Genomic DNA, 24,555 nt, shown 5'->3' with positions numbered 1-24,555 from the left:
GAGACATGGGTCAGCCGGTGGAGCGCGAATCTGGAGAAGCAGCGGCGTCCGAGCTTCCGCCGGGACAGCGACTCCAGCGCGGCTGGCCGGTCACCCACTACGGACCCGTCCCGAAGTTCCGGCCCGAGCGCTGGGAGTTCCGGGTCTTCGGCGGCACCGCCGACGGTGAGAAGCGCTGCTGGAACCACGAGGAGTTCACCGCCCTCCCGTACGCGACCGTCGTGGCCGATCTGCACTGTGTGACGAAGTTCAGCATGCTCGGCGCCGAGTGGGGCGGGGTCCCGGCCCGGACCGTCCTGGAGATCGCCCCGCCCGCCGCCGACGTCACCCATGTGATGGTGTGGGCGGAGTACGGCTTCAGCTCCAATCTGCGCCTGGAGGACTTCGCCGCCGAGCGCACGATCTTCGCCACCCACAAGGACGGTGAACTCCTCACCGCCGAGCACGGCTTCCCGGTCCGGCTCGTCGTGCCCCACCTCTACGCCTGGAAGGGGCCCAAGTGGGTCCGCGGCGTCGAGTACATGACCGCCGACCGCCGAGGCTTCTGGGAGGAGCGCGGCTACCACAACATCGGCGACCCCTGGAAGGAGCAGCGCTACTCCTACCAGGAGGGGCCCGGGGACGGCCCCGAACTCTGAGCCTCAGTGGTGGTACCGGTGCACCACCGCATGACCCTTGCCGCGCCCGATCATCCACTTGTTGACCGGCACGGTCACCACGAAGGCGACGGCCAGCGAGATCGCCAGCGAGGCCCAGAACAGCACGTCGGACAGGGTCGCGTCCATCGCGTCGGGCCACAGCACGATCACACCGTTGTCGACCAGCTCCATCACCGCGATCGACAGCGTGTCCGCGGCCAGCGCCACCCGCAGCGCGGCACGGAAGCCGAGGCCGGCCCTCAGCACCCCGCGCAGGGTGAGCGAGTAGCCGAAGAAGAAGGCCAGGACGATCGCCAGCAGCGTGGTCGGCAGATTGCCCCAGCCCAGCGCGGTGCCCACGACCATGCCGAGCACCTCGCCGATGGCGCAGCCGGTGAGGCAGTGCAGGGTGGCCTGGGCGGCCATGGCCCAGGTGGCGGCCGGTGCCGCGGTGTGGTGGACGTGCGCGGTGTGCGTCTCGTGCTCCATGGGTGCCCCCAATGCCGGATGACGGTTCCTGAGTCGCTCGCCTGTGGCGCTCACCTCTGGGAACCGTATACCCCCCTGGGGTATTCCGGTATTACGCGTCCCGGAGTTTCTTCAGCCGCTCCACGTCCGCCGCGTGGCCCTCCTTGCCGCCGGGCGTCTCGATGATCAGCGGTACGCCCTCCGTCGCCGGGTGGGTCATCAGCGCGCGGAACGGGTCCTCGCCGATGTGCCCGGCGCCGATGTTCTCGTGCCGGTCCTTGTGGGCGCCGACCACGTCCTTGGAGTCGTTGGCGTGGATCAGCTTCAGCCGGCCCTCGCCGACGGTGTCCACCAGCAGGTCCAGCGTCTCGTGCATCCCCGACGGGCCGGTCAGATCGTGCCCCGCGGCGAAGATGTGGCAGGTGTCCAGACAGACGCCGAGCTTCGGATGCGCGTCCAGTGCCTCGAAGTACGGGCCGAAGTCCCAGGTCCGGGAGCAGAGCGAGGAGCCCTGCCCGGCGGTGGACTCCAGCAGCAGGAACGGGTCGTCGTCCTGGGTCAGCTCGTCCAGCAGCGGCAGCAGGTGCTCCCGCACCTGCTTCAGCGCCACGGACCGCTCCCGCCCGCCCGTCGCGCTCCCCGTGTGCACGACCACGCCCAGCGCGCCGATCTCCCGGCCCCGGCGCAGCGAGTGCCGCAGCGACTCCACCGACCGCTCCACCGTCGCCTCGGTGTGCGACCCGAAGTTGATCAGGTACGGCGCGTGCACGTACGCCGGGACCGACTCCGCCGCGCAGGCCTCCCGGAACGCCTCGTCCTGCGCCGGACTGCCCACCGGGGTGGCCCAGCCGCGCGGGTTGGCGACGAACACCTGGACCGTCTCGGCCTTGAGGTCATGGGCGTACGACAGGCCCACCGAGTGCAGTCCGCCGGCCACGGGGACATGGCCGCCGACGGGGTTGCGAGAGGGGAAGGGCGCTGCGGGGCGGGGTGGCTGACTCACCCGTTCAGGGTGTCATGCCCGCACGGGTGTCCCGGACGGGTGTCCCGCCCGGGCCCCTTCCGGGCTGCTCGACGGCCGGTCACCGGATGGTGATGGTGATCGTCGATCCCTTGGGCGCGGTGTCGCCACCGTCCACCGACTGCTTCTTCACCGTGTCGCCGAACAGCCCGAGCAGCCCGCGGTCCTCGCTGACCTCGAAGCCGGCCTGTTCGAGCGCCGTCTTCGCGTCGTCGACGCTGTCCCCGACCACGTCCGGGACCTCGACCATCTCCGGGCCCTTGGACAGCGTCAGCGTCACCGTGTCGCCGTCGGCGGCCTGGCTGTCGGCCTCGGGGGTCTGCGCCGCGACCTGGCCCTTGTCGAACTCGGAGGTGACCTGCTCGGCGGAGACCTCCACCGTCAGTCCGGCCTCCTCCAGCTCGGCCTTCGCGTCGTCCAGGTCCTCGCCGGTGACGTCCGGGACGTCGATCGCGGCGCCCTTGCTCACGACGATCGAGACCGCCGAGCCCGCCCGCCGCTTCGTGCCCGCCTCGGGGGAGGTGCTGATCACGAAGCCCTTGATCACGTCGTCGCTGAACTCCTGGGTGACCTGCCCCGGCTCCAGCCCGTCCGACGTCAGCAGCTCCTTGGCCTTGTCCAGCCGGGACCCCGTCACATCCGGCACCTTCACGGTCTGCGGGCCGTCGGAGACGGTGAGCGTGACCGAGTCGTGCTTGCGGATCCGGGCGCCCGGCTCCGGGTCCGTGCTGATCACGGTGCCCCGCTTGACGGTGTCGCTGTAGGAGTGCTTGACCGGCCCCACCTCAAGTCCGGCGGCCTCCAGCCGCTGCTCCGCCTTCGCCCGCGACTGCGTCAGCACCGCCGGCACCTTGGTGAACTGCCCGGAGTTGATGTACCAGACGCCGGCGCCGACGCCGATCACCAGCAGGACGACGGTGACGAGGGCGAGCAGCCCGCGCCGGGGCCGCGCCCCCCGCCGGCGGGGAGGCAGCGGAGGGGGACTCTGGAACCGGGAGGTCCGGTCGACCTCGTCCGGGCCGAACCCCTCCTCCTCGTCGACCGGCAGTGGCCGCGGCACGGTCAGCGAGCGCGGGATCACGCTCGTCCGGTCCTCGGCGTTGTCATGGGCGGCGGACACGGCCTGCGGGGGCACCGCGTCGAGCTGCTCCTCGGTCAGCCCGGCACGGGCGTCCCGCACCTGGCCGAGCAGCGCGACCGCGTCCTGCGGCCGGACCTCCCGGGTGCGGGCGGTGGCCGACGCGACCAGGTCGTCCAGCGCGAACGGCAGCCCGGGGACCTCGGCGGAGGGCGGCGGCACGTTCTCGTGGAGATGCTTGTAGAGCACGATCGCGGGGGAGTCGCCGTCGTGCGGCTTCTCCCCGGTGAGCATCTCGTAGAGCACGACACCGCACGCGTACACATCGACCCGGGGGTCGGCGGCGCCGGGCGTCTCGATCTGCTCGGGCGCGAGATAGGCGACGGTCCCGAGCACGGCGCCGGTCGTGCTGGTGACGGTGTCGACGGACCGCACCAGCCCGAAATCCGCGACCTTGACCCGCCCGTCGTCCCCTATCAGAACGTTCTCGGGCTTCATGTCGCGGTGCACGAACCCGGCCCGGTGCGCGGCGCCGAGCGCGGCGAGCACCGGCTCCAGGATGTCGAGCGCGGCCCGCGGCTGGAGCGCCCCGCGCTCACGCAGCACGTCCCGCAGGGTGCAGCCGGCGATGTACTCCATCGCGAGATACACATACGACCCGTCCGTGCCCTGGTCGAACACCTGCACGACATTGGGGTGGGCGAGCCGTGCGACGGACTTGGCCTCCCGGATGAACCGCTCGACGAACGACCCGTCGGCCGCGAGCGCCGGATGCATCACCTTGAGCGCGAGCACACGGTCGAGGCGGGTGTCCACGGCCCGGTAGACCGTGGCCATCCCGCCCACGGCGATCCGCGCGTCGATGCGATACCGCCCGTCGAGCACCTGCCCGACCAGAGGGTCCTGAAGGGTCGTGTCCACGCAGCGAGTCTACGAGCCACGACCGACACCCCACCCACACCCACCCATTCGGAGCACGACTGCAGCCGACCTGTGACGCGAACCACGGGCGGGCGGGAAGGGGGTGCGGAGCCCGCCCGTGAGGGGGGAGCCGCCGATGGACGGGCGGGGTCAGAAGGCGGGGCGTTCGGGGTCCAGGGCGGCCACACCCTCCGTCGGGGACGACGCCTGCGCGAAGTAACGGCGGGGGATGCGCCCCGCCAGCCGCGCCAGGCGCCCCGCCTCCACCCCGGCCCGCATGGCGGACGCCATCCGCTCGGGATCCGGCGACCGCGTCACCGCCGACGCCAGCATCACCCCCGCACACCCCAACTCCATCGCCAACGCCACATCCGACGCCGTCCCGGCCCCCGCGTCCAGAATCACCGGCACCCCCGCCCGCTCCACGATCAGCTGGAAGTTGTGGGGGTTGCGGATGCCGAGCCCCGACCCGATCGGCGACCCCAGCGGCATCACCGCCGCACACCCCACGTCCTCCAGCTTCCGCGCCAGCACAGGATCGTCGTTCGTGTACGGCAGCACCGTGAACCCGTCGTCCACCAGCGTCTCCGCCGCCTCGAGCAGCTCCACCGGATCCGGCAGCAGCGTCCGCTCGTCGGCGATGACCTCCAGCTTCACCAGCGACGTCCCGAGCGCCTCCCGGGCCAGCCGCGCCGTCAGCACCGCCTCCCCGGCCGTGAAGCACCCCGCGGTGTTGGGCAGCACCCGGATCCCCAGCCGCTCGAGCACCGACAGCACGGAGCCCCGTACGGCGGGGTCCACCCTCCGCATCGCCACCGTCGTCAGCTGGGTCCCGGACGCCACCAGCGCCCGCTCCAGCACCTCCAGGCTCGGCGCACCCCCCGTACCCATGATCAGACGCGACGAGAAGGACGTACCGCCGAGAAGGAACGGATCGTCGGCCATGGCGCTCACCCTCCCTGCACGGCGGTCAGGACTTCCACCCGGTCGCCCTCGCGGAGCGCCGTCGCGGACCACTGCGTGCGCGGGACGACCGTCTCGTTCAGCGCGGCCGCCACCCCGGAGGGTGCCGCCGTCAGGGACCGTACGACGCTGTCGAGTGCCGTACCGGGGGCGACCGCCCGCCGCTCCCCGTTCACCGAGATGTTCACCGAGATGTTCATGGACATGGTCATACGAGCTGCTCCGAGAGGGCGTCGGCGCCGAAGCGCCGGGGGGTGAAGGGGCGGGCCTCGTCGGGGAGTTCCCCGGTGGCCAGGGCATGCGCCAGGGCGTCCCCGGTCACCGGCGTCAGCAGCACCCCGTTGCGGTAGTGCCCGGTGGCCAGCAGCAGCCCCTCCAGCGCGGTCGGCCCGAGCAGCGGCGCGTTGTCGGGGGAGCCGGGCCGCAGCCCCGCGCGCGTCTCCGTCAGCGGCAGTTCCGTGATCCCCGGCACCAGCTCGTGCGCGTCGCGCAGCAGTTCGTACACGCCGCCCGCCGTCACCGCGGTGTCCCAGCCCAGTTCCTCGCTCGTGGCGCCCACGACCAGCTCGCCGTTCTCCCGGGGCACCAGATACACCTGGCTGCCGCGCACGACGGCCCGCACGGTACGGCTGAGGAACGGCGCGTACCCGGCCGGCACCGTCAGCCGCAGCACCTGCCCCTTCACCGGCCGCACCGGCGGCCGTACGTCCTCCGGCACCCCCGCCAGCCGCCCGCTGAGGCTCCCCGCCGCGAGCACCACCTGCCCCGCCTCCAGGGCCGTACCGTCACCCGTGACGACCCCCGCGGCCCGCCCGCCCACGACGGACAGCCGCTCCGCCCACGCCCGGTGGAGGACCACCCCGGCCCGCTCGCACGCCACGACCAGCGCGTCGGCCAGCCGCCGGGGATCGATCTGGTGGTCGCCGTCCACCCGCAGCCCGCCCCGCACCCCGGGCGCGAGCATCGGCTCCAGGCGCCGGCACTCCCGCCCGGTCAGCCACTCCGACTCCAGCCCCGACTGCGCCTGCAACGCGTGCAGTTCCCGCAGATGGGCGCGGTCGTCGGCGTCCAGCGCGACCGCGAGCGTGCCGCACCGGCGGTAGCCGAGGTCCAGCCCGGTCGCCTCCGTCAGCTCGGCCGCGAAGTCCGGATACCGGCGGGCCGAGGCCAGGTTGAGCCCCAGCAGGGTCTGCTCGCCGTGGTGCAGTTCGGTGACGGCGGCCAGCATCCCGGCCGCCACCCGCGCGGCCCCGCCGCCCGGTTCGGGGTCCACCACCGTCGTGCCGAGGCCGCGCTGCGCGGCCCGCCACGCCGTGACCAGCCCGATGATCCCGCCCCCCACGACGAGGACGTCGGATGTACGTGTACGCGACATGGGCGTCCAGCCCCTCCCTTCGCCGGCATGACCCGGATCAGGTTCGTACGGTCGGAGGCCGGCCAGCCTCCCTCTCAGCCCGGTGCGTCCGGGCTCCCGCGAGTGCTCTACGTTGGCCACACCCTAGCCCGTGCTTCTGCGCCTCTGTAAAGGGAGCCTCCCGCCCATGCCCCGCTCGCTCGACGGTCTCGTCCTCGCCCCCGTCGCCGACCAGGCCCCGGGCCAGGTCGGCACCCGCACCCGTTTCACCTACCACGAGGAGGACGGTGCGATCTGGGCGGACTACGCGGGCGGCGACGTCGTACGCGGCCATCTCGTGGGTACCCGTACGGGGGACCGGCTCGACTTCCGGTACGTCCAGCTCAAGCAGGACGGCACGACCTCCTCGGGGCACTGCGTCTCCACGGTCCTCGCCCTGCCGGACGGGCGGGTCCGGCTGGAGGAGACCTGGTCCTGGGAGTCGCAGGAGGGCAGCGGCACCAGCGTTGTGGAGCAGGTCACGGAGCACGACCGCTGACTGACGAACCGTCAGTTGTCTATGGTGATCAGGTGAGCGAGCTGAGCAGGGAAGAGGACAGGCGGGCCGGGCGGCGCGTGGTCGTCGTCGGCGCGGGCATGGCCGGGGTGCAGACCGCGGTCGCCCTGCGCGAACAGGGCTTCGGCGGCACCGTGACGCTGATCGGCGCGGAGCCCCACCAGCCCTACGACCGGCCACCCCTGTCCAAGGCCGTGCTGCTCGGCAAGGCCGAGGGCTCCGCCTTCGACGTCGACTTCGAGAGCCTCGGCGTCGACCTGCTGCTCGGCCGCGAGGTGCTCGGCCTGCGCCCCGCCGACCACGAGGTGGACACCGAGGCCGGGCCCGTCCCGTACGACGTCCTCGTCCTCGCCACCGGCGCCGAACCGGTCCGGCTGCCGGGCGCCGAGGGCGTGCCCGGCGTCCATCTGCTGCGCACGCTGGACGACGCCGAACGGCTGCGGCCCGTCCTCGCCCGGCAGCACGACATCGTCGTCGTCGGCGCCGGCTGGATCGGCGCCGAGTTCGCCACCGCCGCGCGCGAGGCCGGCTGCGCGGTCACCGTCGTCGAGGCCGCCGACCGGCCCCTCGCCGGTGCCCTGCCCGCCGAGGTCGCCGCTCCGATGACCTCCTGGTACGCCGACAGCGGCACCGATCTGCGCACCCACACGCGCGTGGCCCGTGTCGAGCCCGGCGCGGTGGTGCTCGACGACGGCTCCCGGCTGCCCGCGGGTGCCGTCGTCGTCGGCATCGGCGCCCGCCCCGCCACCGCCTGGCTGGCCGGCTCCGGCGTCGAGCTGGGCCCCCACCACGAGGTCCTGGCCGACGACCGGCTGCGCACCAGCGTCCCGGACGTGTACGCGGTCGGCGACTGCGCCTCCTTCCCCTCGGCGCGCTACGGCGAACGCCTCCTCGTCCACCACTGGGACAACGCCCTCCAGGGCCCCCGCACGGTCGCCGCGAACATCATCGGCACGGCCACGGACGAGCCCCCGGCCGTCTACGACCCGGTCCCGTACTTCTGGTCCGAGCAGTTCGGCCGCTTCGTCCAGTACGCCGGCCATCACGCCACGGCCGACCGCATGGTCTGGCGCGGCGACCCGACGGGCCCCGCGTGGAGCGTGTGCTGGCTCCGCGAGGACCGCCTCGTCGCCCTCCTGGCGGTGGGCCGCCCCCGCGATCTGGCCCAGGGCAGACGCCTGATCGAGGCGGGCACCCGCATGGACGAGGAAGCACTGGCGGATCCGGGCCGCCCTTTGAAGACCGCGACCGCGGCTGCCTAGGGGCGCGCGACCGGCCCCCACGGAGCCGCACCCGAGGAACGACCCATCGCCGCCCACCCGAAGATGCGCCTACCCTTGACCCCGTGACCGAGATTGACGCAAAGACCGATGCTCTCGTCCCTGCCTGGCTCACCGTGCCCGACATCGCGGAGATGCTCGATGTCGACGTGATCCGTGTCCGGCAGCTGATCAAGGAGGGCCAGCTCATCGCCGTGCGCCGCGGTGAGAACCGCGCGCTGCACGTGCCCGCCGCCTTCATCGACGGCGACAAGGTCGTCAAGGGCCTCGCCGGCACCCTGACGCTCCTGCGGGACGACGGTTTCACGGACGAAGAGATGCTGGAGTGGCTCTTCACGCCCGACGACAGCCTGCCCGGCACCCCCGCACAGGCCCTCAGCGAGAATCGCGGCACGGAGGTGAAGCGCCGCGCCCAGGCGCTCGCCGTCTGAGGCAGCCAGTACCGACACCACGGGGGACACCGATGACCGACACCGCTCGCGCCCGCCTGGCCGACGCCCGGCTCTATCTGTGCACGGACGCCCGCACCCGCCAGGGCGACCTCCCGGAGTTCCTGGACGCGGTCCTCGCCGGCGGTGTCGACATCGTGCAACTGCGCGACAAGGGCATGGAGGCCGCCGAGGAGCTGGAGCGGCTGACGGTGTTCGCCGAGGCCTGCGCCCGGCACGGCAAGCTCCTCGCGGTCAACGACCGGGCCGATGTGGCCCACGCGGCCCGCGCCGGCGTCCTCCACCTCGGCCAGGGCGACCTGCCGGTCCCCGCCGCCCGCGCGATCCTCGGCGACGACGTCCTCGTCGGCCGCTCCACCCACTCCGAGGCGGAGGCCGAGGCCGCCGCCGTCCAGGAGGGCGTGGACTACTTCTGCACCGGCCCCTGCTGGCCCACCCCCACCAAGCCCGGTCGGCACGCCCCCGGGCTCGGCCTGGTCCGGCACACCGCCGCCCTCGGTACCGACCGCCCCTGGTTCGCGATCGGCGGCATCGACCTCGGCACCCTCGACGAGGTGCTGGAGGCCGGAGCCCGCCGGGTCGTGGTCGTCCGGGCCATCACCGAGGCGGACGATCCGGGCGCGGCGGCGGCGGAGTTCGCGAAGCGGTTGCGCCGGCCGTAGGACGTCCGCCCGCACGTCTGCCCCTACGTCCGCCCGCTGTCTGCCCGTATGCCTGTCCGTATGCCTGTCCGGATGTGTGTCCAATGAGTGGACAACGGGCCGACAATTCGGGCAAATATCCGGCATCCGGTTGGGTGACCGTCGGCCCCTGGTTAACCTGCGGGTATGGCCCTCGGAACCGCATCCACCAGGACGGACCGCGCACGCACCGTGCGTGACATCCTGGCGACCGGCAAGACGACGTACTCGTTCGAGTTCTACGCGCCGAAGACGCCCAAGGGCGAGCGGAGCCTGTGGGACGCGCTCCGCCGGGTCGAGGCGGTCGCCCCCGACTTCGTCTCGGTGACGTACGGCGCCGGTGGCTCCACCCGGGCGACCACGGTCAAGGAGACCCAGCAGATCGTCGTCGACACCACCCTCACCCCGGTGGCGCACCTCACCGCCGTCGACCACTCCATCGCCGAGCTGCGCAACATCATCGGCCAGTACGCCGACGCCGGGATCCGCAACATGCTCGCCGTGCGCGGCGACCCGCCGGGCGACCCGATGGGCGACTGGGTGCCGCATCCCCGAGGCCTCACCTACGCCGCCGAGCTCGTCCGGCTCATCAAGGAGTCGGGCGACTTCTGCGTCGGCGTCGCCGCCTTCCCCGAGATGCACCCGCGCTCCGGCGACTGGGACACCGACGTCGCGCACTTCGTCGACAAGTGCCGGGCGGGCGCCGACTACGCCATCACGCAGATGTTCTTCCAGCCCGAGTCGTACCTGCGGCTGCGCGACCGGGTCGCGGCGGCCGGCTGCGAGACCCCCGTCATCCCGGAGGTCCTGCCGGTGACGAGTGTGAAGATGCTGGAGAGGCTGCCCCAGCTCAGCAACGCGCACTTCCCGGACGTCCTGAAAGAGCGGATCCTCACAGCCAAAGAGGATCCGGCCGCTGTACGCTCCATTGGCATCGACTTCGCCACGGAGTTCTGCGCGCGGCTCCTCGCCGAGGGAGTGCCCGGACTGCACTTCATCACGCTCAACAACTCCACGGCGACACTGGAAATCTACGAGAACCTGGGTCTGCACCACCCGCCGCAGGCCTAGACCGGTCGCTCCGATTTACGACACACTGCGTAGCGGCCACTGGGAGAGGGGCGTACATGGGCTGGACGGTCCTCTACATCGCGTTCGGCATCGTCGCGCTGTGGCTGCTCGGTGAGGTGTTGCTGCAGTACAAGGCGCGCCTGCGCTGGCGCCTGCTGGCCTTCGTGGGCTTCCTCGGTGTCGTGCTCGGTGTGCTGATCCCCTCGGTGATCGTCATCGGGCTGGGCGCGGCCGCCTTCGCGGTCGGCCAGACGTACGTCACGCTGTCCTTCCGCCGCGGCTTCGCCGAGGGCTGGGCCGTGCGCCGCGGCGACGGCGAGGGACCGCTCCCCAAGGGCCTGGGCAAGGGCCGCCGCACCAAGGGCGACCGCGAGGAGGACCTGGAGGGCGCCGAGCCCGGGACCGGGAGCCTCCCCGGTTACGGCGACATGGACTCCTCCTTCGGCGGCGACGGCCTGGGTTACGGCCAGGACAAGGGCGCGGGCGCCTTCGCCGAGGAGGACTACGACCGCGACGACGTCTTCACCCCGGCCGCCCGCCCGGCCCAGGCCTCCGCGGCCGAGACCACCGTCTACTCGCCGCAGCCCATGCCCGACGACACCAACGCCTACGGCATATACACCGACTCGGAGTTCGCGGGCGCCACCGGCCACTCCCAGGACCAGTACGCGACGGCCGCCCAGGGCACCGACCAGAGCTACGGCTACGACGGCTACTCCGGGTACAACCAGCAGCAGTACGGCTACGACACCACCGGCGAGCAGCAGTACGCCGCCTACTCCGACCCGTACATCGGCACCCAGACCTACGGCGGCGGCTCCTACGACGGCGGCTACGACCAGCAGCAGTACGGGCAGCAGGGCTACGGCCAGGACCAGTACGGCACCGGCGGCACCGCGAACTACGGGGAGACCCCGGCGGGCGGGGTCTGGGTCCCGCAGCAGCGCACCGACGACCCGTTCGCCGGTGAAGTCCCGCCCGAGCAGCAGCAGTACCCGTACCAGGGCGACGGCCAGCAGGGGCAGCAGGGCCACGGGTACGACGACCAGCAGTACCGCTTCTGACGCCCGGCCGACGGGTCCTCACTGCGAGCCGCGGAACTCCGGTCCCTCCACGATCAGTCCGGCCACCAGCGCGCCCGACATGCCCGCGTGGGGCAGCCCGCCCCCCGGATGCGACCAGCCACCGGCCGTGAACAGCCCTTGCAGACCGGTCGAGTTGGCCGGGTGCAGCAGCCGGCCCCCGGCCGCCGCCAGCGCGGGCGGCGGGACGGCACCGCCCGGGGCACCCGTCTCCGCCGCGATGTCGGCGGGGGTGCGCACCTCGCGCCACAGAACGCGGTCGCGCAGCCCCGGCACGGCCCGCTCGGCGGCCGCGACCAGCGCCTCCACGTGTTCCTCGCGTATCTCCGCCCCCGCGGGCACCGTGGCACCGAGCGTGACCGCCTCGTGGTCGGCGTCCGGCACCAGCGCCGGGTCGCCGGGCCGCAGCACCGTGACCGTCGGCCGCGCGGGCACCGCGGGCACCGTACCGAACAGGCTCTCCAGCTCGCCTTCGCGGTCCCCGGTGTGCACCACCGTCCGGTGCGCGGTCCCCTCCGGCCGGGCGCCGCGCAGCGCGAGCAGCACCGTCAGCCGGCTGGGCAGGCCCTGCCGGGGCGGCACCTCGCCCTCGCCCCGGACGGGCAGCCCCGCCGCGCCGCCGGGCGCGACCACGAAGTCCGCGTCCACGACCTCGCCGCCGGCCAGCTCCACACCTGTCGCCCGGCCGTCCTTCTCCAGCACCCGGGTGACCTCGGCGCCGAAGACGAACGCGACCCGGCGGGCCACGCACCGCTCGTACACCGCGCGGGCCAGCTCCCGCAGACCCCCGCGCACGTACCACATGCCGAAGGCGTGCTCCATGTACGGCAGCACGGCCGCGCTCGCCGGGGCGAGGCGGGGATCCAGGCCGCAGGCGAGCGCGTGCCCCTCCAGCAGGGCGGCCAGCCGGGGGTCGCGCAGCTCCCAGGCGCCCACCTCGGCGAGGGTGCCCGCCCGGCGGGTGCGCAGCAGCCGCTTGTGCGGCACCGCCGGGTAGGGCTCACGGTCGGCCAGCACCCGCCAGTTCGGCCACAGGGGCTCCTCCAGGAGCGGGCGGCGGGTGCGGTCCCAGGCCTCGCGGGCCCGGACCAGGAAGTCGCCCCAGCGCAGCCCCGCGCCCGGGCCGAGCGCCTCGTCCAGGGCGGAGACGACCCCCGCGCGCGAGGCGTTCGGCAGGGACACCTCGGTGCCGTCCGCGAACACGTGCCGGGCCGACGGATCGACCTGGACCAGCTCGACACAGGCCTCCAGCGGCTCCTTGCCGGTCTTGACGAACAGGTCCCGGTAGACCGCGGGCAGGGGCAGCAGCCCCGGCCCCGTGTCGAAGCCGAAGCCGTCCCGCTCGAAGCGGCGCACCGCTCCGCCGTACGTCTGTGTACGTTCGTACACCGCCACCCGGTGGCCCGCGACGGCCAGCCGGGCGGCGGTCGCCAGCGCGCCCAGCCCGGCGCCGATCACCGCAATCCGTGCCATGCCTGCGACTTTATCGGCCGCCACTGACAGTCACGTCCGCAGCCCGGCGGGCGGCGGTCCGGGGCGGGGGAGTACGGCGACGGACGCGATCGTGACCAGACGACCGCGGAGCGTTCTGGGGTTGAGCACACAGCCCTGAGTACACGTACCTAGGGAGTGAGTTGAGTACGCGCGCGGATGGGGGCGGGCCTGCGCGAACGCGACAGTGGAGACACGGAAAAGGGGCGCGGCTCCGGCACCGGCGACACGGGGCGCCGGAACGGAGCGGCCCTTGCTCCGCTCCTTCCGCCGACCAGTCGGCGGGAGCGAGGCACGGGGAGACCCGGGGAACGACCGCACGGGGGAACAACGGGGGAACAACGGGGGGAATCAGGGGAACGGGGGGAGCACGAGGAAGCGCCGGTGCGCGGTGGCCCGCGGGGGACGTGGCCACCGCGCACCGGCGCTTCCGGGTGGGCGTGTCCCGCCGTCAGCGCGGACCGCTCACCCGCCCCTGCAACAGCCGGGACAGCGCCGCGTGGACATCGTCCAGCGAGCGCTCCGGCTGGAACGCCTGCCAGTCCAGGGCGGCCACCAGGACCATCCCGACCAGCGCGGACGCGGTCAGCTGGACGTCGATCTCCTCGCTGAACTCGCCGTTCTGCACACCCTCGCGCAGCACGCCCTCCACGACGGCCACCGCCTGCTCGCGCACCACCATCAGCGTCGACTGCCAGGTCCGGTTGGTGCGCCACAGCTCGGCCACGTACAGCTGGGTGAAGGACGGGTAGCGCTCGATGAAGACGAGACCCGCGCGGACCATCGCGTCCAGGGCGTCGACCTTGCTGCCGCCCCGCTGCGCGGTGTCCTCGGCGGCCTGTCTCAGGGAGGCGGTGAGCAGGCCCACGCCGTGCCGCAGCAACTCCTCGAAGAGGACCGACTTGCTCGCGAAGTTGTAGTAGACCGTGCCCTTCGCGACGCCGGCCCGCTCGGCGATCTCGTCCACCGTGGTGGCGGAGAAGCCCTGTTCGGCGATGAGGGTGACGGCCGCCTCGTAGAGCTTCTGCCGGGTGGCCTCGCGGCGGGTGCGGCCGCCCGACGTGGTGCTGCTTTCCATGGTCCCGATTGTCACAGGAACCCGACCTCCCGTACGCCGGATCTTCACAGGCTCAGTTCGGGGTGCAGCCGGTCCATCGTCCACACCTGGCGGCGGCGGGCCGACAGGGCGGTCAGCGCGAGCGCTCCCGCGGTGAACAGGACGAGCACCACGCACGCGTGCCACACCGGTTGCAGACCGCCGCCCGTGATGAGCCTGCGCAGCGCCTCGACGACGTAACTCATCGGCAGCCAGGGGTGGATGGCGTTGAAGAAGCCGGGGCTGGTCTGCACCGGATAGGTGCCGCCCGCCGAGGTCAGCTGGAGCATCAGCAGCGCCAGGACGAGGATCCGGCCCGCCGCGCCGAAGCGCGCGTTGAGCCACTGCACGAGGGCCGCGAAACACGCCGTGACGAGGAACAGGAAGCCCACCGTCCCGGCCGCGCGGGCCATCTCCAGGCCGATCGCCCAGTGCAGCACGGCCATCAGCGCCGTCGTCTGAAGCACCCCGACGGCGGCCACCGGCAGCCAGCCCGCCAGCGCGATCCGCCAGGCCGAGGCGCCCACGGCGAGGGCGCGCCGGTTCATCGGCGGGATCAGCATGTACGCCACCATCGCGCCCACCCACAGCGACAGCGGGATGAAGTAGGGGGCGAAACCGGTGCCGTAGTTCGCCGCCCTGTGCAGGTCCTGGGCGGCGAGTCGCACGGGGTCGGCCATGACGGCGGTGCGCGTGTCGCGCTGCTGCTCGTCGTAGTCGGGGATCCGCGCGGCGCCGTCGTGCAGTCCGTCGGCGAGCCGGCCGGAGCCGTCGGAGAGCTTGAACATGCCGCCGGTGAGATCCTCGGCCCCGGTCCTGAGCCTGCCGACGCCCTGGTCCAGGGTGCCGGCGCCGGTGCTGGCCGTGCCGAGCCCGGTGTGCAGCTCCCGCGCTCCCGCGGCGACCTTCCGGGCGCCCGTGTTGAGGGCGTTGACCCGGGTCACCGCGTCGTCGAGGTCCTCGGAGAGGTGCGGGGCCCGGTCGGCGAGGGCCTGTGCCTGCTCCTGGAGCGTGCCGAGGCGGGCGCGCAGGGTCGTCAGGTCGCCGTCCTGGTCGGCGATCAGCGTGTTGAGGTCGTCCGCGATCGTGGCGACCTCGGCGGCCGTGTCCCGGGCCTTCTCCAGGTCCGCGCAGGCGGGGTCGGGCAGCACCGGGTTCTCGCAGCGCGCCCGGTGGACGGCGGCGAGGGCGTCCGAGGCGGCGTGCGCGCCCTGGGCGGCGGTGGGCGCGGCCTTCACCAGCGTGTCGAGGTGGGCGCCGACCGCCTCGGCGGAGTCCGCGACCAACTGCGCGGTGTCGCCGATGCTCTTCTCGTTGTCCTTCAGGAAGGGCCCCACCTTGCCCGCGACCCCGTTGACCCGGTCGGCGAGCGTCTGGGTGCCGTTCGCGACCTGCTGTGTGCCGTCCGCCAGGTCGCCGGCTCCCGAGTCGAGCTTCTCCAGGCCCGTGGCCAGCGAGCCGCTGCCCTTCTTGGCCGCGGACAGCCCGTCGGCGAGGTCCTTGGAGCCCTTCTCGGCCTTGCCGATGCCGCCGTTGAGGTCGTCGGCGCCGTCGGCCGCCTTCGCGGTCGCGCCGTGGATGTCGGAGAACGAGACGAAGATCTTGTCGAGGAACGACCGCGAGGCCTTCGTGGAGGCGGCCGTGCGGACCTCGCTGAAGACGGTCCGTGAGATCTGCCCGACGATGTAGTTGTTCGCGTCGTTCGTCCGCACCCGGAGGGCGCCGGTCTCCGGCGTGGCGCCCGCGCTGGAGGCGATCCGCGCGCTGAGGTCGGCGGGCATGGTCAGCGACAGGTAGTACGTGCCGTCCTCCACGCCCGCGCGTGCCTGCTCGGCGCTCACCTCGTGCCAGTCGAAGACCTCGCTGTCCCGCAGCCCCCGGGTGATGTCGTCGCCGGCGGTGATCCGCTTGCCGTCGGCGGTCGCCCCCTGGTCGTCGTTCACCAGCGCCACGGGGATGCGGTCGAGCCGGCCGTAGGGGTCCCAGAACGACCACAGGTACAGCGCCCCGTAGAGCAGGGGCAGCAGCAGAAGCGCCACCAGGGCGGCCCGCGGCAGCTTCCCCCTGCCGAAGCGGCGCAGCTCAAGCGCGGCCAGTCGCGGCGAGCGCATCGACCTTCTCCTTGTCGTCGGGTCCGGGGGCGGCCACCTCGGTGTCCGGTGCCGTGTCCTCGGGTGTGCGGGTGGACACCGCGGTGATTCCTTCGGGGGCCTCGGCGCAGACCGCCAGGACGGTGGTCCCGGACGCGGCGATCGCTCTCAACAGGTCCCAGACCGCGCCGCGTTCGGCCTCGGACAGCTTCAGGTCGGTGTCGTCGACGCCGAGCAGCGCCGGCCGTCCCACGAGCGCGAGGGCCACCGACAGCCGCAGTGCCTCGATCCGTTCCAGATCGCGTACGGCGGTCCGGCCGCCCTTGGGCAGGGCCGCGCGGTCGAGGCCGGCCGCCTCCAGCGCGGTGTCGATCCTGAGCTCCGCCTCCGCGGCCCGCTCCGCGCGCGGGCGCAGCAGCTGCCGTACGGAGCCGCCGAACCGCCGCTGGAGCAGCGCCCGTTCGCGCAGGTGCTCGCCGACGGTCAGCGCCGGGTCGAGGTCGGTGACGCCGGAGACATGCGCGAGCGCGCCGATCCGGCGCACGACCGCCGACTGCTTCGGCAGCCGTGCCGTGCCCACGGTCGCCGTTCCCTCGGTGGCCCTCATCCGGCCGGTGAGCGCGAGCAGCAGGCTCGTGCGGCCGGAGCCGGACGGTCCCTCGATCGCGAGCAGCGAGCCGGGTTCCGCGTCGAGGTCCAGGCCCCGGAAGGCCCAACCCCGGGGGCCCTCGAGGCCGAGGCCTTCGGCTGTGATGCGGACGCCGCCCACGGTCCCCCCTGGTGCAGTGGTGAATGCTGGGAACGAACTTTTTGAACTGACTGGTCAGTGCAAAAACTAGCCCGAACCTTCGATCGAAGCAAAAGCGCAGGTCAGAACGGATTGTCAGTGGCATACCGCACGATGGGCACATACGGCACCACCGGACAGGGAGTGCCGTCACCCAGACGACAGGAGGTTCGTCATGGCCAGCTCCCACGCAGCCGCCGCACACCGGCGCCGCGCCACCGGCCCTGCCCCCTCACTGACCGGGCCGGCGAGCGACGTCCACCCCGTGCTGCGCCGGACGACGGCACCGCCCGCCGCACTCGACCTGCTCGCCCAGGCCCGCGCCGGCCTGGAGGAGGCGGCCGTCCTCGAAACCCCCAACGAGCGCTACGCCACGGCCCATCTCGCCGCCCTGCGCACCGCCGCCGCCGTCCTCGCCGCCCGCGGCCGCCCCGACCCCTCTCCCCGTAAGCGGGCGCGCATCCGCAGCGCCTGGGAAGTGCTTCCCGAGATCGCGCCCGAACTCACCGAGTGGAGCGCCCTGTTCGCCTCCGGGGCCGGGCGCCGTGCCCGGGCCGAGGCGGGCATCCAGGGCGCGGCCGGCCGCCGGGACGCCGACGACCTGATACGCGACGTGGCGATGTTCGTCCGCCTCGTCGAGCGCATGCTGGTCCTCCAGCCGGTCCTGCCGCAGCCCCGCCAGGACGGGGACGACCCGGACGGCAGGGGAGCGGGGCGGGCCATGCCGGACGCGGGCTGAAGCCGGGCGGGGCCGGTCCGGGCCGGTCCGGGGGGATCCCGGGTGCGGTGGGACGGAGTGCCCGGTCCGGGCGCCGGAGGCAATAGGGTGGACGGTGTTTGAAGCCTTCCCTCCGCCCGGCCCGCTCCGGTCGCGCCGGTCCGGGAGGCAGCCCGTTCGCTCCGCCGCGCAAGAGGCGGTGCCGCGCCGAGGAGTCAACTGCCGTGCCGGACCCGATCCGCCCCCGTGCCGCTCTCCGTACCGCCGTGGTCTGGGAGGTCCTCCAGGACGCCCTCGAGCGCCGGGTCAAGGCCACCGGTCGCGAGGCGCTCGACGTCCTCGACACCGGCGGCGGCAGCGGCAACTTCGCGGTACCCGTCGCCCGCCTCGGCCACCGGGTCACGGTCGTCGACCCCAGCCCCAACGCGCTCTTCGCGCTGGAGCGCCGCACCGCCGAGGCCGGCGTCGCCGACCGGGTCCGCGGCGTCCAGGGCGACGCCCACGGCCTCTTCGACGTGGTCGAGCGGGGCGGCTACGACGCCGTCCTGTGCCACGGCGTCCTGGAGTACGTCGACGACCCCGCCGAAGGCGTCCGCAACACCGTGGCCGCCCTGCGCCCCGAGGGCTTCCTGAGCCTCCTCGCCGCCGGCCTCGGCGGAGCCGTCCTCGCGCGGGCCCTCGCCGGTCACTTCAAGGAGGCCCGGCAGGCCCTCTCCGACCCGGACGGACGCTGGGGCAGCGGTGACCCCGTGCCGCGCCGCTTCACCGCCGAACAGCTCACCGGGCTCGTCGAGGGCGCGGGCCTCGACGTCACCGCCGTGCACGGCGTACGGGTCTTCGCCGACCTCGTCCCCGGCGTCCTCGTGGACACCGAGCCCGGCGCCCTCGACGCCCTGCTCAAGCTCGAGGAGGCCGCCGCCGAACTCCCCGCCTTCCACTCCGTCGCCACCCAGCTCCATGTGCTCGGTGAGACGCGGGGGACCGAGGAGGTCTGAGCGCTCCCGGACCCCGCACGCTGATCAGGGGCTTGGCGGCACATGGAGTACGCCACAGGCCCCCCGTTCGGGCGCTGTGCGCCGTATGATCGAGGGAGACCGCCCGGCATGACGGGTCGGCCGCCGGGGAATGCAAGCCTCAGCGGACCGGGACGCCCATGGCGGGCTCCGGTTGGCCAATTGGCGTAGAGGGGCGGGTTTCACGGGGGCGAATCCCTGCCTATCCTGAAGGGACCCCCGAGTCGCCCCGGCGACTGCACGATGAGGAGGACTCCGTGCCGCTCTCGGAGCACGAGCAGCGCATGCTCGAGCAGATGGAGCGAGCGCTGTACGCCGAAGATCCCAAGTTCGCGTCGGCGCTCGAGGGAAGCGGGCTGCGTACGTACACCCGGCGGCGGGTCTACCAGGCGGTCGCGGGCTTCCTCGTGGGTATCGCGCTCCTCATGGCGGGAATGGTCGCCAAGCAGGTGTGGCTCAGTGTCGTGGGCTTCCTCGTCATGCTGGGCTGTGCGGTGCTCGCGGTCACCGGCTGGCGCAAGGCCCCCAAGCCGGGCGAACACCCCGCGGGCGCGCATCGCACCCGCGGCCAGGGACGGCAGAAGCGCTCACTGATGGACCGGATCGAGCAGCGCTGGCAGCGCCGCCGAGACGAGCAGGGCGGCCACTGACCGGCCCCCACCCCGGACGACGTCGAGGGGGTGACCACCCACCGGGTGGTCACCCCCTCGACGTATCCGTCCCTCGATGTTTCCGTCCTCCGCGGCTCAGCTCTGCTGGCCCGAAGGGCGCCGGCGCAGCAGGCTCGCCAGATGAACCGCCCTGGCCGCCCAGGACGCCTTGAGAGCCGTCCAGCGGTCCGAGAGGTCCCAGACCGCCCGGATGGCCGACCGGGGTGCCACGACCGCCCGTACCCGGGTGGTCCAGCCGCCCCTGGCCCGCAGTGCCGCCCGCACCCGGTGGACCTCCTCGGACAGCCCGGTCCCGGCGCTCGGGCGCGGCGCGAACAGCACCTGCTCCACGGCCCCGGCCACCCGGTGCACCGCTCCGGCCACCGTCTCGTCCAACTCCCCGATCCGCACGATCCGCGCCGCCGCCCGCCGGGGGGTCAGCGCGTCGTCCGGCTCGATGCCGTAGTCCCAGGCCGTGTCGATGAGTTCGCGCCAGACCGCCAGCACATGCGCCACGACGGCCTCGGCCGCCTCGTGCGACGGCGCGTCCAGCAGCACCGCGGAACCGGCGTCCCCCGCCGCGAGCCCGTCGGTGCCGCCCGTCGGATGCCGTCCGCCGGCCGCCACGGCCCCGGAGTGCCGGGCCGACGCCAGCCGCACCGACCGCCGCCGCAGCCGCCACAGCATCGGCAGCAACGGCAGGGTCAGCACCAGGGCGCCCAGCAGGATCCAGCCGACCGTCTCGTACAGCGGGGTGCCCTGGTCGCCCTGCTCCGCCTCGTCCAGCGGGAGCGCCGCACCGCAGCCATCGAGCTTCTTGTCCTGCGCCGAGCAGCTCGTGCTCGCCGAGGGCTCCGCCGACGGGGCCGCGTCCGCCGACTGGGAGGACTGCGGCAGGTCGGGGGTGTCCGTGTTCGAGGCGTCCGGCACCGTGTACGAAGGCGTCGTCCCGCGCGTCGGGGTCGGCTCGAAGCGGGTCCAGCCCACACCCTCGAAGTACAGCTCGGGCCAGGCGTGCGCGTCCTTCAGGCTCACCGCCACCGAACCGTCCGCCCGCGGGGAGCCCGGCGCGAAGCCCACCGCGACCCGGGCCGGTATGCCCAGTGTGCGGGCCATCGCCGCCATCGCGAACGAGAAGTGGACGCAGAAGCCCTGCTTGTCGCGCAGGAAGCGGGCGATCGCGTCGGGGCCCGAGCCGACCTCCACATCGGTGTCGTACTCGAAGCCGCCCGTGACCGCGAAGTAGTCCTGGAGCGCGACCGCCTTCGCGTAGTCGCTCGTCGCGCCCTCGGTGATCTGCTCGGCCTGGCGGGCCACCACCTTCGGCAGCGAGCCCGGCACCTTGGTGTACTCGTCGCGGAGCGAGCTCGGCGCCTTGGGAGCCGCCTCCAGCTGCTTCGCCGTCGGCTGCACATCGAGGCTCGTCACCTCGTACGTCTTGCCGCTGGTGTCCTCGCCGTGGTCGCCGACGAGGGTCATGCCGACCGGTTCGTACCGCCAGTCGCCCTTGATCTTCACGCGGCTCGGCGGATACGGCATCGGCAGCCAGGCCTGGGCGTAGCCGGCGGCGGCCGAGATCCGGGTGGAGACCGCCGAGCGCTTGATGTCGGGCCCCAGGCCGGTGGGCGTGGGGAACTCGTCCGGCACGGCGACGATGTGGCGCTTGGAGGGCTTCCAGGTGGTGCCGTCGAAGTCGTCCAGGGAGACGATCCGCAGATACATGTCCGACAGGTCGTCGGCGTCGGTGTTCAGCGTCAGGACCGTGCGGTCCTCGTTCACGTTCAGGCTGTCGCGCAGCGACACCAGCGGGTTGACCGCGGAGATCGTGCCCCCGCTGCCGTTGCCCGCGCCGACGCCCGTCCCGGCGCCCGCCAGCAGGCCGCCCTGGATCGCCGGCAGGGGCAGCAGCGGCACCACCAGGGCCACGCCCAGCGCGGCCATGCCGATGCGCCGCCCGGTGCGCACCGGAGCCACCGCCCCCGGCTGCTCGCCCGGGGTGCGCGGCGCGCCCGCGAAGACCCGGCCCCACTGGGAGAGCCGCTCACGGCCCTCGGCCAGCAGCAGCATCAGATAGCCGGCCGCGGCGACCAGGAACCACACCCAGTCGCTCGACCCGTCGGACAGCCCCGCGGCCACCGAGTACAGCGCGAGCAGCGGCAGACCGGCCGGGGCGGCGTTGCGGAAGGTCACCGCGAGGGTGTCCACCGCGAGGCCGATCACCAGCACACCGCCGACCGTCATCAGCCGGATGCCGTCGGACAGCGGGGCGGGGATCGCGTACTGCCCGACGTCCTCGGTGCCCGCCCGGAACAGCTCCCCGAAGTGCCGGATCGCCTCCGGGCCCGGGACCACCCCGAGCAGAGCCTGCTCCCGGGCGAAGACCAGGGTGAGCAGCAGCAGCGTGACCAGCGCCTGGGCGGCCACCGTCAGCGGCCGGGCCAGTGGCACCCGGCGGGCGGCCGCGCCCACCCCGGACTGGATCGCCAGCAGCACCGCCGCCTGGAGGATCCAGGTGGCCGGGTCGACGAGGGGCAGCAGGGCGCACGACGCCATCAGCGTGGCCGCCGCCGAGCACAGTGTCAGCCGAGCCCGTCCGCTCATGATCCCGCCTCCCCCGCACGTGTCCCGCCCGCCGTGACGACCCCCGCCCGCTCGCGGTCGGCCTGACGCCACAGCTCGTTCAGCGAGGTGCCCCGCGGTACGCCCAGGACGGTCCAGCCCGCCTCGCGCAGCAACCGCAGCCGCTCCTCCTGACTGTTCATCGGATGGGCCATGCCGTCCGGTTCACGCCCCCAGGTGTCGCTGTCCAGCAGGAAGGCGACCGCGCCCCCGCTGCGCTGGCGCATCTTCGCGGCGATCGCCGCCTGTTCCTCGTCGATGTCGCCGAGGAACGCGATCAGCAGTCCCTCGTTGCCGCCGCGCAGCACGTCGTAGGCCCGCGACAGGCTCGCGCCGTCGGAGTGGTCGACCACCGCGAGGGTGTCCATCATCAGCCCGGCCGCGTCCGCCGACTCCCCGCTGGCCCCGGCGAATCCGTCGGCGCCTTCCCCGGGCACCGAGGTGCCGGTGTCCGTCAGCAGCCGGACCGAGAAGCCCCGCTCCAGCATGTGCACCAGGACCGACGCGGCGCCCGAGACCGCCCATTCGAAGGCCGAGTCCGGGCCGGCGCCCGCGTAGGCCACGGCCCGGGTGTCCAGGAGCACCGTGCAGCGGGCCCGCTGGGGCTGCTCCTCGCGGCGCACCATCAGCTCGCCGTACCGGGCGGTCGAACGCCAGTGCACCCGGCGCAGGTCGTCGCCGTAGCGGTAGCCACGCGGGATCACGTCGTCCTCGCCGGCCAGCGCCACCGCGCGCTGCCGCCCGTCGCCGTACCCCTTGGCCTCGCCGCTCAGCCGCACCGGCGGCAGCGCCTCGACCCGGGGGATCACCGTCAGCGTGTCGTACGTCGAGAAGGACCGGGTCAGTTCGCACATGCCGAACGGGTCGCTCAGCCGCAGCTGGAGCGGGCCCAGCGGATAGCGGCCGCGCAGATCGGAGCGGACCCGGTAGGACACCTCGCGCCGGCCGCCCGCCTCCACCCGGTCCAGGACGAACCGGGGGCGCGGGCCGAGGACGTAGGGCACCTTGTCCTGGAGCATCAGCAGTCCGGTGGGCAGCCGCGAGACGTTGTCCATCCGCAGATGGACGCGGGCCTCGCTGCCGGCCGGCACCCGGGCGGGGGCCAGCCGGCGGCTGCCCGCGACCCGGTAGCGGGTGCGGTAGACGACGGCCGCGCAGATCAGCGGCAGTGCCGACAGCAGCAGCCCGACCCGCAGCAGATTGGGCTGCCCGAGCACGTACGCGCAGACGGCGGCGGCTATGCCGGCCGCCAGGAAGGAGCGCCCGCGGGTGGTCAGACCCGCCAGGGCGGTCCGGGCGCCGCCCTTCTCGAGGCGGCCGCCCTGGGGCTGTCCGGTCCGGCCGGTCCCCCCGGTGGTCATCAGATCCTCCGCGGCGGCTGCTGCGGGTACGCGGGGGTGTTCTGGCCCAGGCCGCCGTAGGTGTGCTGCTGGCCGCCGGTGGGCACCGGGATGCGCTGCAGGATCTCCTCGACGACCTGTTCCGCCGTGTGGCGGTTGAGCTGGGCCTGCGCGGTGGGCAGCAGGCGGTGGGCCAGGACGGCCACGGCGAGGTTCTGCACGTCGTCCGGCAGGGCGAAGTCCCGGCCCGAGAGGGCGGCGGACGCCTTCGCCGCGCGCAGCAGATGCAGCGTCGCGCGCGGCGAGGCGCCGAGTCTGAGGTCGGGGTGGGTGCGCGTGGCGGCGACCAGGTCGACGGCGTAGCGGCGAACCGATTCGGCGACGTGGACCGTGCGGACGGCGTCGATCAGCTTCACGATCTCGTGCGCGTGGGCCACCGGCTGGAGGTCGTCCAGCGGGCTGACCCCGCCGTGCACGTCGAGCATCTGCAGCTCGGCCTCCGCGCTCGGGTAGCCGATGGAGACCCGGGCCATGAAACGGTCGCGCTGGGCCTCGGGCAGCGGGTAGGTGCCCTCCATCTCGACCGGGTTCTGCGTGGCCACCACCATGAACGGACTGGGCAGCTCGTACGTCTGCCCGTCGATGGTGACCTGGCGCTCCTCCAGGGACTCCAGGAGCGCCGACTGCGTCTTGGGCGAGGCCCGGTTGATCTCGTCGCCGATCACGATCTGGGCGAAGATCGCGCCCGGCTTGAACTCGAAGTCGCGGCGCTGCTGGTCCCAGATCGACACGCCCGTGATGTCCGAGGGCAGCAGGTCCGGCGTGAACTGGATCCGGCGCACCGAACAGTCGATGGACCTCGCCAGCGCCTTGGCGAGCATCGTCTTGCCGACGCCGGGGACGTCCTCGATCAGAAGATGTCCCTCGGCGAGCAGCACGGTCAGCGAAAGCCGTACGACCTCGGGCTTGCCCTCGATCACTCCCTCCACCGAACTGCGGACTCGATCCACAGTGGCGGTCAGATCCGTGAGGCTCGCTCGATCGTCATAGGTCGTCACCCGGCCCTCCTCGGCCCTTACATTCCTCCGGGCCGACGCTCTTCACCGCGAACCGGCCCACCCCGAATCACGTGCGCCACCCGTGAAATGTTCGGAGTGGCGTCACAACCGCATTCTTGCTGCCGTTACCGA

23 protein-coding genes and 1 riboswitch are annotated in these 24,555 nt (G+C 73.2%); of the genes, 10 read left to right on the top strand and 13 right to left on the bottom strand.

Going from position 1 to position 24,555, the window contains the following annotated elements; genetic code table 11:
• Nucleotides 1-5: 5 nt before the first annotated feature.
• Nucleotides 6-638, top strand: coding sequence for a sulfite oxidase-like oxidoreductase (locus tag AQJ64_RS06335; RefSeq protein WP_055637256.1), 633 nt, complete (start codon nt 6-8; stop codon nt 636-638).
• A gap of 3 nt (nt 639-641) precedes the next feature.
• Here AQJ64_RS06335 and AQJ64_RS06330 read toward each other — a convergent pair whose 3' ends face one another.
• The 6 genes from AQJ64_RS06330 to thiO form a co-directional block, all read right to left on the bottom strand.
• On the bottom strand, nt 642-1,127 hold the full coding sequence (locus AQJ64_RS06330; protein ID WP_055637257.1) for a DUF4396 domain-containing protein: 486 nt from the start codon (nt 1,125-1,127) through the stop codon (nt 642-644).
• Between the two features lie 91 nt (nt 1,128-1,218).
• A complete protein-coding gene (locus AQJ64_RS06325) occupies nt 1,219-2,109 on the bottom strand; it encodes a deoxyribonuclease IV (RefSeq protein ID WP_079061493.1) in 891 nt (296 codons plus the stop codon).
• A gap of 79 nt (nt 2,110-2,188) precedes the next feature.
• Complete coding sequence (gene pknB / locus AQJ64_RS06320) at nt 2,189-4,126, bottom strand: Stk1 family PASTA domain-containing Ser/Thr kinase (protein WP_055637259.1); 1,938 nt, start codon at nt 4,124-4,126, stop codon at nt 2,189-2,191.
• 150 nt (nt 4,127-4,276) lie between these two features.
• Nucleotides 4,277-5,071, bottom strand: a complete 795-nt coding sequence (locus tag AQJ64_RS06315) for a thiazole synthase (RefSeq protein ID WP_055639165.1) — start codon at nt 5,069-5,071, stop codon at nt 4,277-4,279.
• 5 nt (nt 5,072-5,076) lie between these two features.
• On the bottom strand, nt 5,077-5,277 hold the full coding sequence (gene thiS, locus AQJ64_RS06310) for a sulfur carrier protein ThiS (RefSeq protein WP_055639166.1): 201 nt from the start codon (nt 5,275-5,277) through the stop codon (nt 5,077-5,079).
• 20 nt (nt 5,278-5,297) lie between these two features.
• Nucleotides 5,298-6,464, bottom strand: a complete 1,167-nt coding sequence (gene thiO / locus AQJ64_RS06305; protein ID WP_059202468.1) for a glycine oxidase ThiO — start codon at nt 6,462-6,464, stop codon at nt 5,298-5,300.
• A riboswitch (TPP riboswitch) is annotated at nt 6,462-6,574 on the bottom strand. (Overlaps the previous gene by 3 nt.)
• A gap of 56 nt (nt 6,575-6,630) precedes the next feature.
• On the opposite strand from thiO, the gene AQJ64_RS06300 reads away from it, so the two are divergent.
• The 6 genes from AQJ64_RS06300 to AQJ64_RS06275 all read left to right on the top strand — a co-directional run bounded on the left by AQJ64_RS06300 (nt 6,631) and on the right by AQJ64_RS06275 (nt 11,543).
• Nucleotides 6,631-6,981 carry an avidin-fold protein gene (locus tag AQJ64_RS06300; protein WP_059202467.1) on the top strand — a complete coding sequence of 117 codons (351 nt, stop codon included), beginning with the start codon at nt 6,631-6,633 and terminating at the stop codon, nt 6,979-6,981.
• Between the two features lie 32 nt (nt 6,982-7,013).
• Nucleotides 7,014-8,261, top strand: a complete 1,248-nt coding sequence (locus tag AQJ64_RS06295) for an NAD(P)/FAD-dependent oxidoreductase (protein WP_276206736.1) — start codon at nt 7,014-7,016, stop codon at nt 8,259-8,261.
• An 83-nt stretch (nt 8,262-8,344) separates the two neighbouring features.
• Nucleotides 8,345-8,710 (top strand): Rv2175c family DNA-binding protein, encoded by a 366-nt coding sequence (locus tag AQJ64_RS06290; RefSeq protein WP_055638238.1) that lies wholly within the window; start codon nt 8,345-8,347, stop codon nt 8,708-8,710.
• 32 nt (nt 8,711-8,742) lie between these two features.
• Entirely contained in the window at nt 8,743-9,390 is a 648-nt protein-coding gene (gene thiE, locus AQJ64_RS06285) for a thiamine phosphate synthase (RefSeq protein ID WP_055638237.1), read from the top strand.
• Nucleotides 9,391-9,555: 165 nt separating this feature from the next.
• Nucleotides 9,556-10,479: a methylenetetrahydrofolate reductase [NAD(P)H] gene (gene metF / locus AQJ64_RS06280; protein ID WP_055638236.1), complete on the top strand. Its 924-nt coding sequence runs from the start codon at nt 9,556-9,558 to the stop codon at nt 10,477-10,479.
• Between the two features lie 56 nt (nt 10,480-10,535).
• Nucleotides 10,536-11,543 carry an SCO2102 family sporulation regulator gene (locus AQJ64_RS06275; RefSeq protein ID WP_055638235.1) on the top strand — a complete coding sequence of 336 codons (1,008 nt, stop codon included), beginning with the start codon at nt 10,536-10,538 and terminating at the stop codon, nt 11,541-11,543.
• An 18-nt stretch (nt 11,544-11,561) separates the two neighbouring features.
• On the opposite strand, the gene AQJ64_RS06270 is transcribed toward AQJ64_RS06275, so the two are convergent.
• The 4 genes from AQJ64_RS06270 to AQJ64_RS06255 form a co-directional block, all read right to left on the bottom strand.
• The gene (locus tag AQJ64_RS06270; RefSeq protein ID WP_059202466.1) at nt 11,562-13,034 is read right to left on the bottom strand and encodes a phytoene desaturase family protein; all 1,473 of its coding nucleotides are present in this window, start codon (nt 13,032-13,034) and stop codon (nt 11,562-11,564) included.
• A gap of 469 nt (nt 13,035-13,503) precedes the next feature.
• Nucleotides 13,504-14,130, bottom strand: a complete 627-nt coding sequence (locus AQJ64_RS06265) for a TetR/AcrR family transcriptional regulator (RefSeq protein ID WP_055639026.1) — start codon at nt 14,128-14,130, stop codon at nt 13,504-13,506.
• Nucleotides 14,131-14,174: 44 nt separating this feature from the next.
• A complete protein-coding gene (locus tag AQJ64_RS06260; RefSeq protein ID WP_055639025.1) occupies nt 14,175-16,259 on the bottom strand; it encodes a YhgE/Pip domain-containing protein in 2,085 nt (694 codons plus the stop codon).
• Nucleotides 16,231-17,007 carry an ATP-binding cassette domain-containing protein gene (locus tag AQJ64_RS06255; protein ID WP_055639024.1) on the bottom strand — a complete coding sequence of 259 codons (777 nt, stop codon included), beginning with the start codon at nt 17,005-17,007 and terminating at the stop codon, nt 16,231-16,233. The genes AQJ64_RS06260 and AQJ64_RS06255 overlap by 29 nt, the downstream gene beginning before the upstream one ends.
• 193 nt (nt 17,008-17,200) lie before the next feature.
• Between AQJ64_RS06255 and AQJ64_RS06250 the strand changes: the two genes are divergently transcribed.
• The 3 genes from AQJ64_RS06250 to AQJ64_RS06240 all read left to right on the top strand — a co-directional run bounded on the left by AQJ64_RS06250 (nt 17,201) and on the right by AQJ64_RS06240 (nt 19,406).
• Nucleotides 17,201-17,764, top strand: coding sequence for an SAV_6107 family HEPN domain-containing protein (locus tag AQJ64_RS06250; RefSeq protein ID WP_059202465.1), 564 nt, complete (start codon nt 17,201-17,203; stop codon nt 17,762-17,764).
• 203 nt (nt 17,765-17,967) lie between these two features.
• On the top strand, nt 17,968-18,738 hold the full coding sequence (locus tag AQJ64_RS06245; protein WP_055639007.1) for a methyltransferase: 771 nt from the start codon (nt 17,968-17,970) through the stop codon (nt 18,736-18,738).
• Nucleotides 18,739-19,013: 275 nt separating this feature from the next.
• Nucleotides 19,014-19,406 carry a DUF3040 domain-containing protein gene (locus AQJ64_RS06240; protein ID WP_055639006.1) on the top strand — a complete coding sequence of 131 codons (393 nt, stop codon included), beginning with the start codon at nt 19,014-19,016 and terminating at the stop codon, nt 19,404-19,406.
• A gap of 96 nt (nt 19,407-19,502) precedes the next feature.
• Here AQJ64_RS06240 and AQJ64_RS06235 read toward each other — a convergent pair whose 3' ends face one another.
• Genes AQJ64_RS06235 through AQJ64_RS06225 form a run of 3 tightly spaced genes read right to left on the bottom strand, consistent with a single transcriptional unit; the run spans nt 19,503 to nt 24,423 of the window.
• The gene (locus AQJ64_RS06235; RefSeq protein WP_055639005.1) at nt 19,503-22,007 is read right to left on the bottom strand and encodes a transglutaminase TgpA family protein; all 2,505 of its coding nucleotides are present in this window, start codon (nt 22,005-22,007) and stop codon (nt 19,503-19,505) included.
• Nucleotides 22,004-23,386: a DUF58 domain-containing protein gene (locus AQJ64_RS06230; protein WP_059202464.1), complete on the bottom strand. Its 1,383-nt coding sequence runs from the start codon at nt 23,384-23,386 to the stop codon at nt 22,004-22,006. Before AQJ64_RS06230 ends, AQJ64_RS06235 begins: the two co-directional genes overlap by 4 nt.
• Nucleotides 23,386-24,423, bottom strand: a complete 1,038-nt coding sequence (locus AQJ64_RS06225) for an AAA family ATPase (protein WP_055639094.1) — start codon at nt 24,421-24,423, stop codon at nt 23,386-23,388. Before AQJ64_RS06225 ends, AQJ64_RS06230 begins: the two co-directional genes overlap by 1 nt.
• Nucleotides 24,424-24,555 lie beyond the last annotated feature (132 nt).

The sequence above is a fragment of the Streptomyces griseoruber genome (genome assembly GCF_001514205.1).
Classification (GTDB): Bacteria; Actinomycetota; Actinomycetes; order Streptomycetales; family Streptomycetaceae; genus Streptomyces; species Streptomyces griseoruber.
Note: the sequence above shows the minus strand (reverse complement) of the source record. Positions and strands in the feature narration are given on the sequence as shown.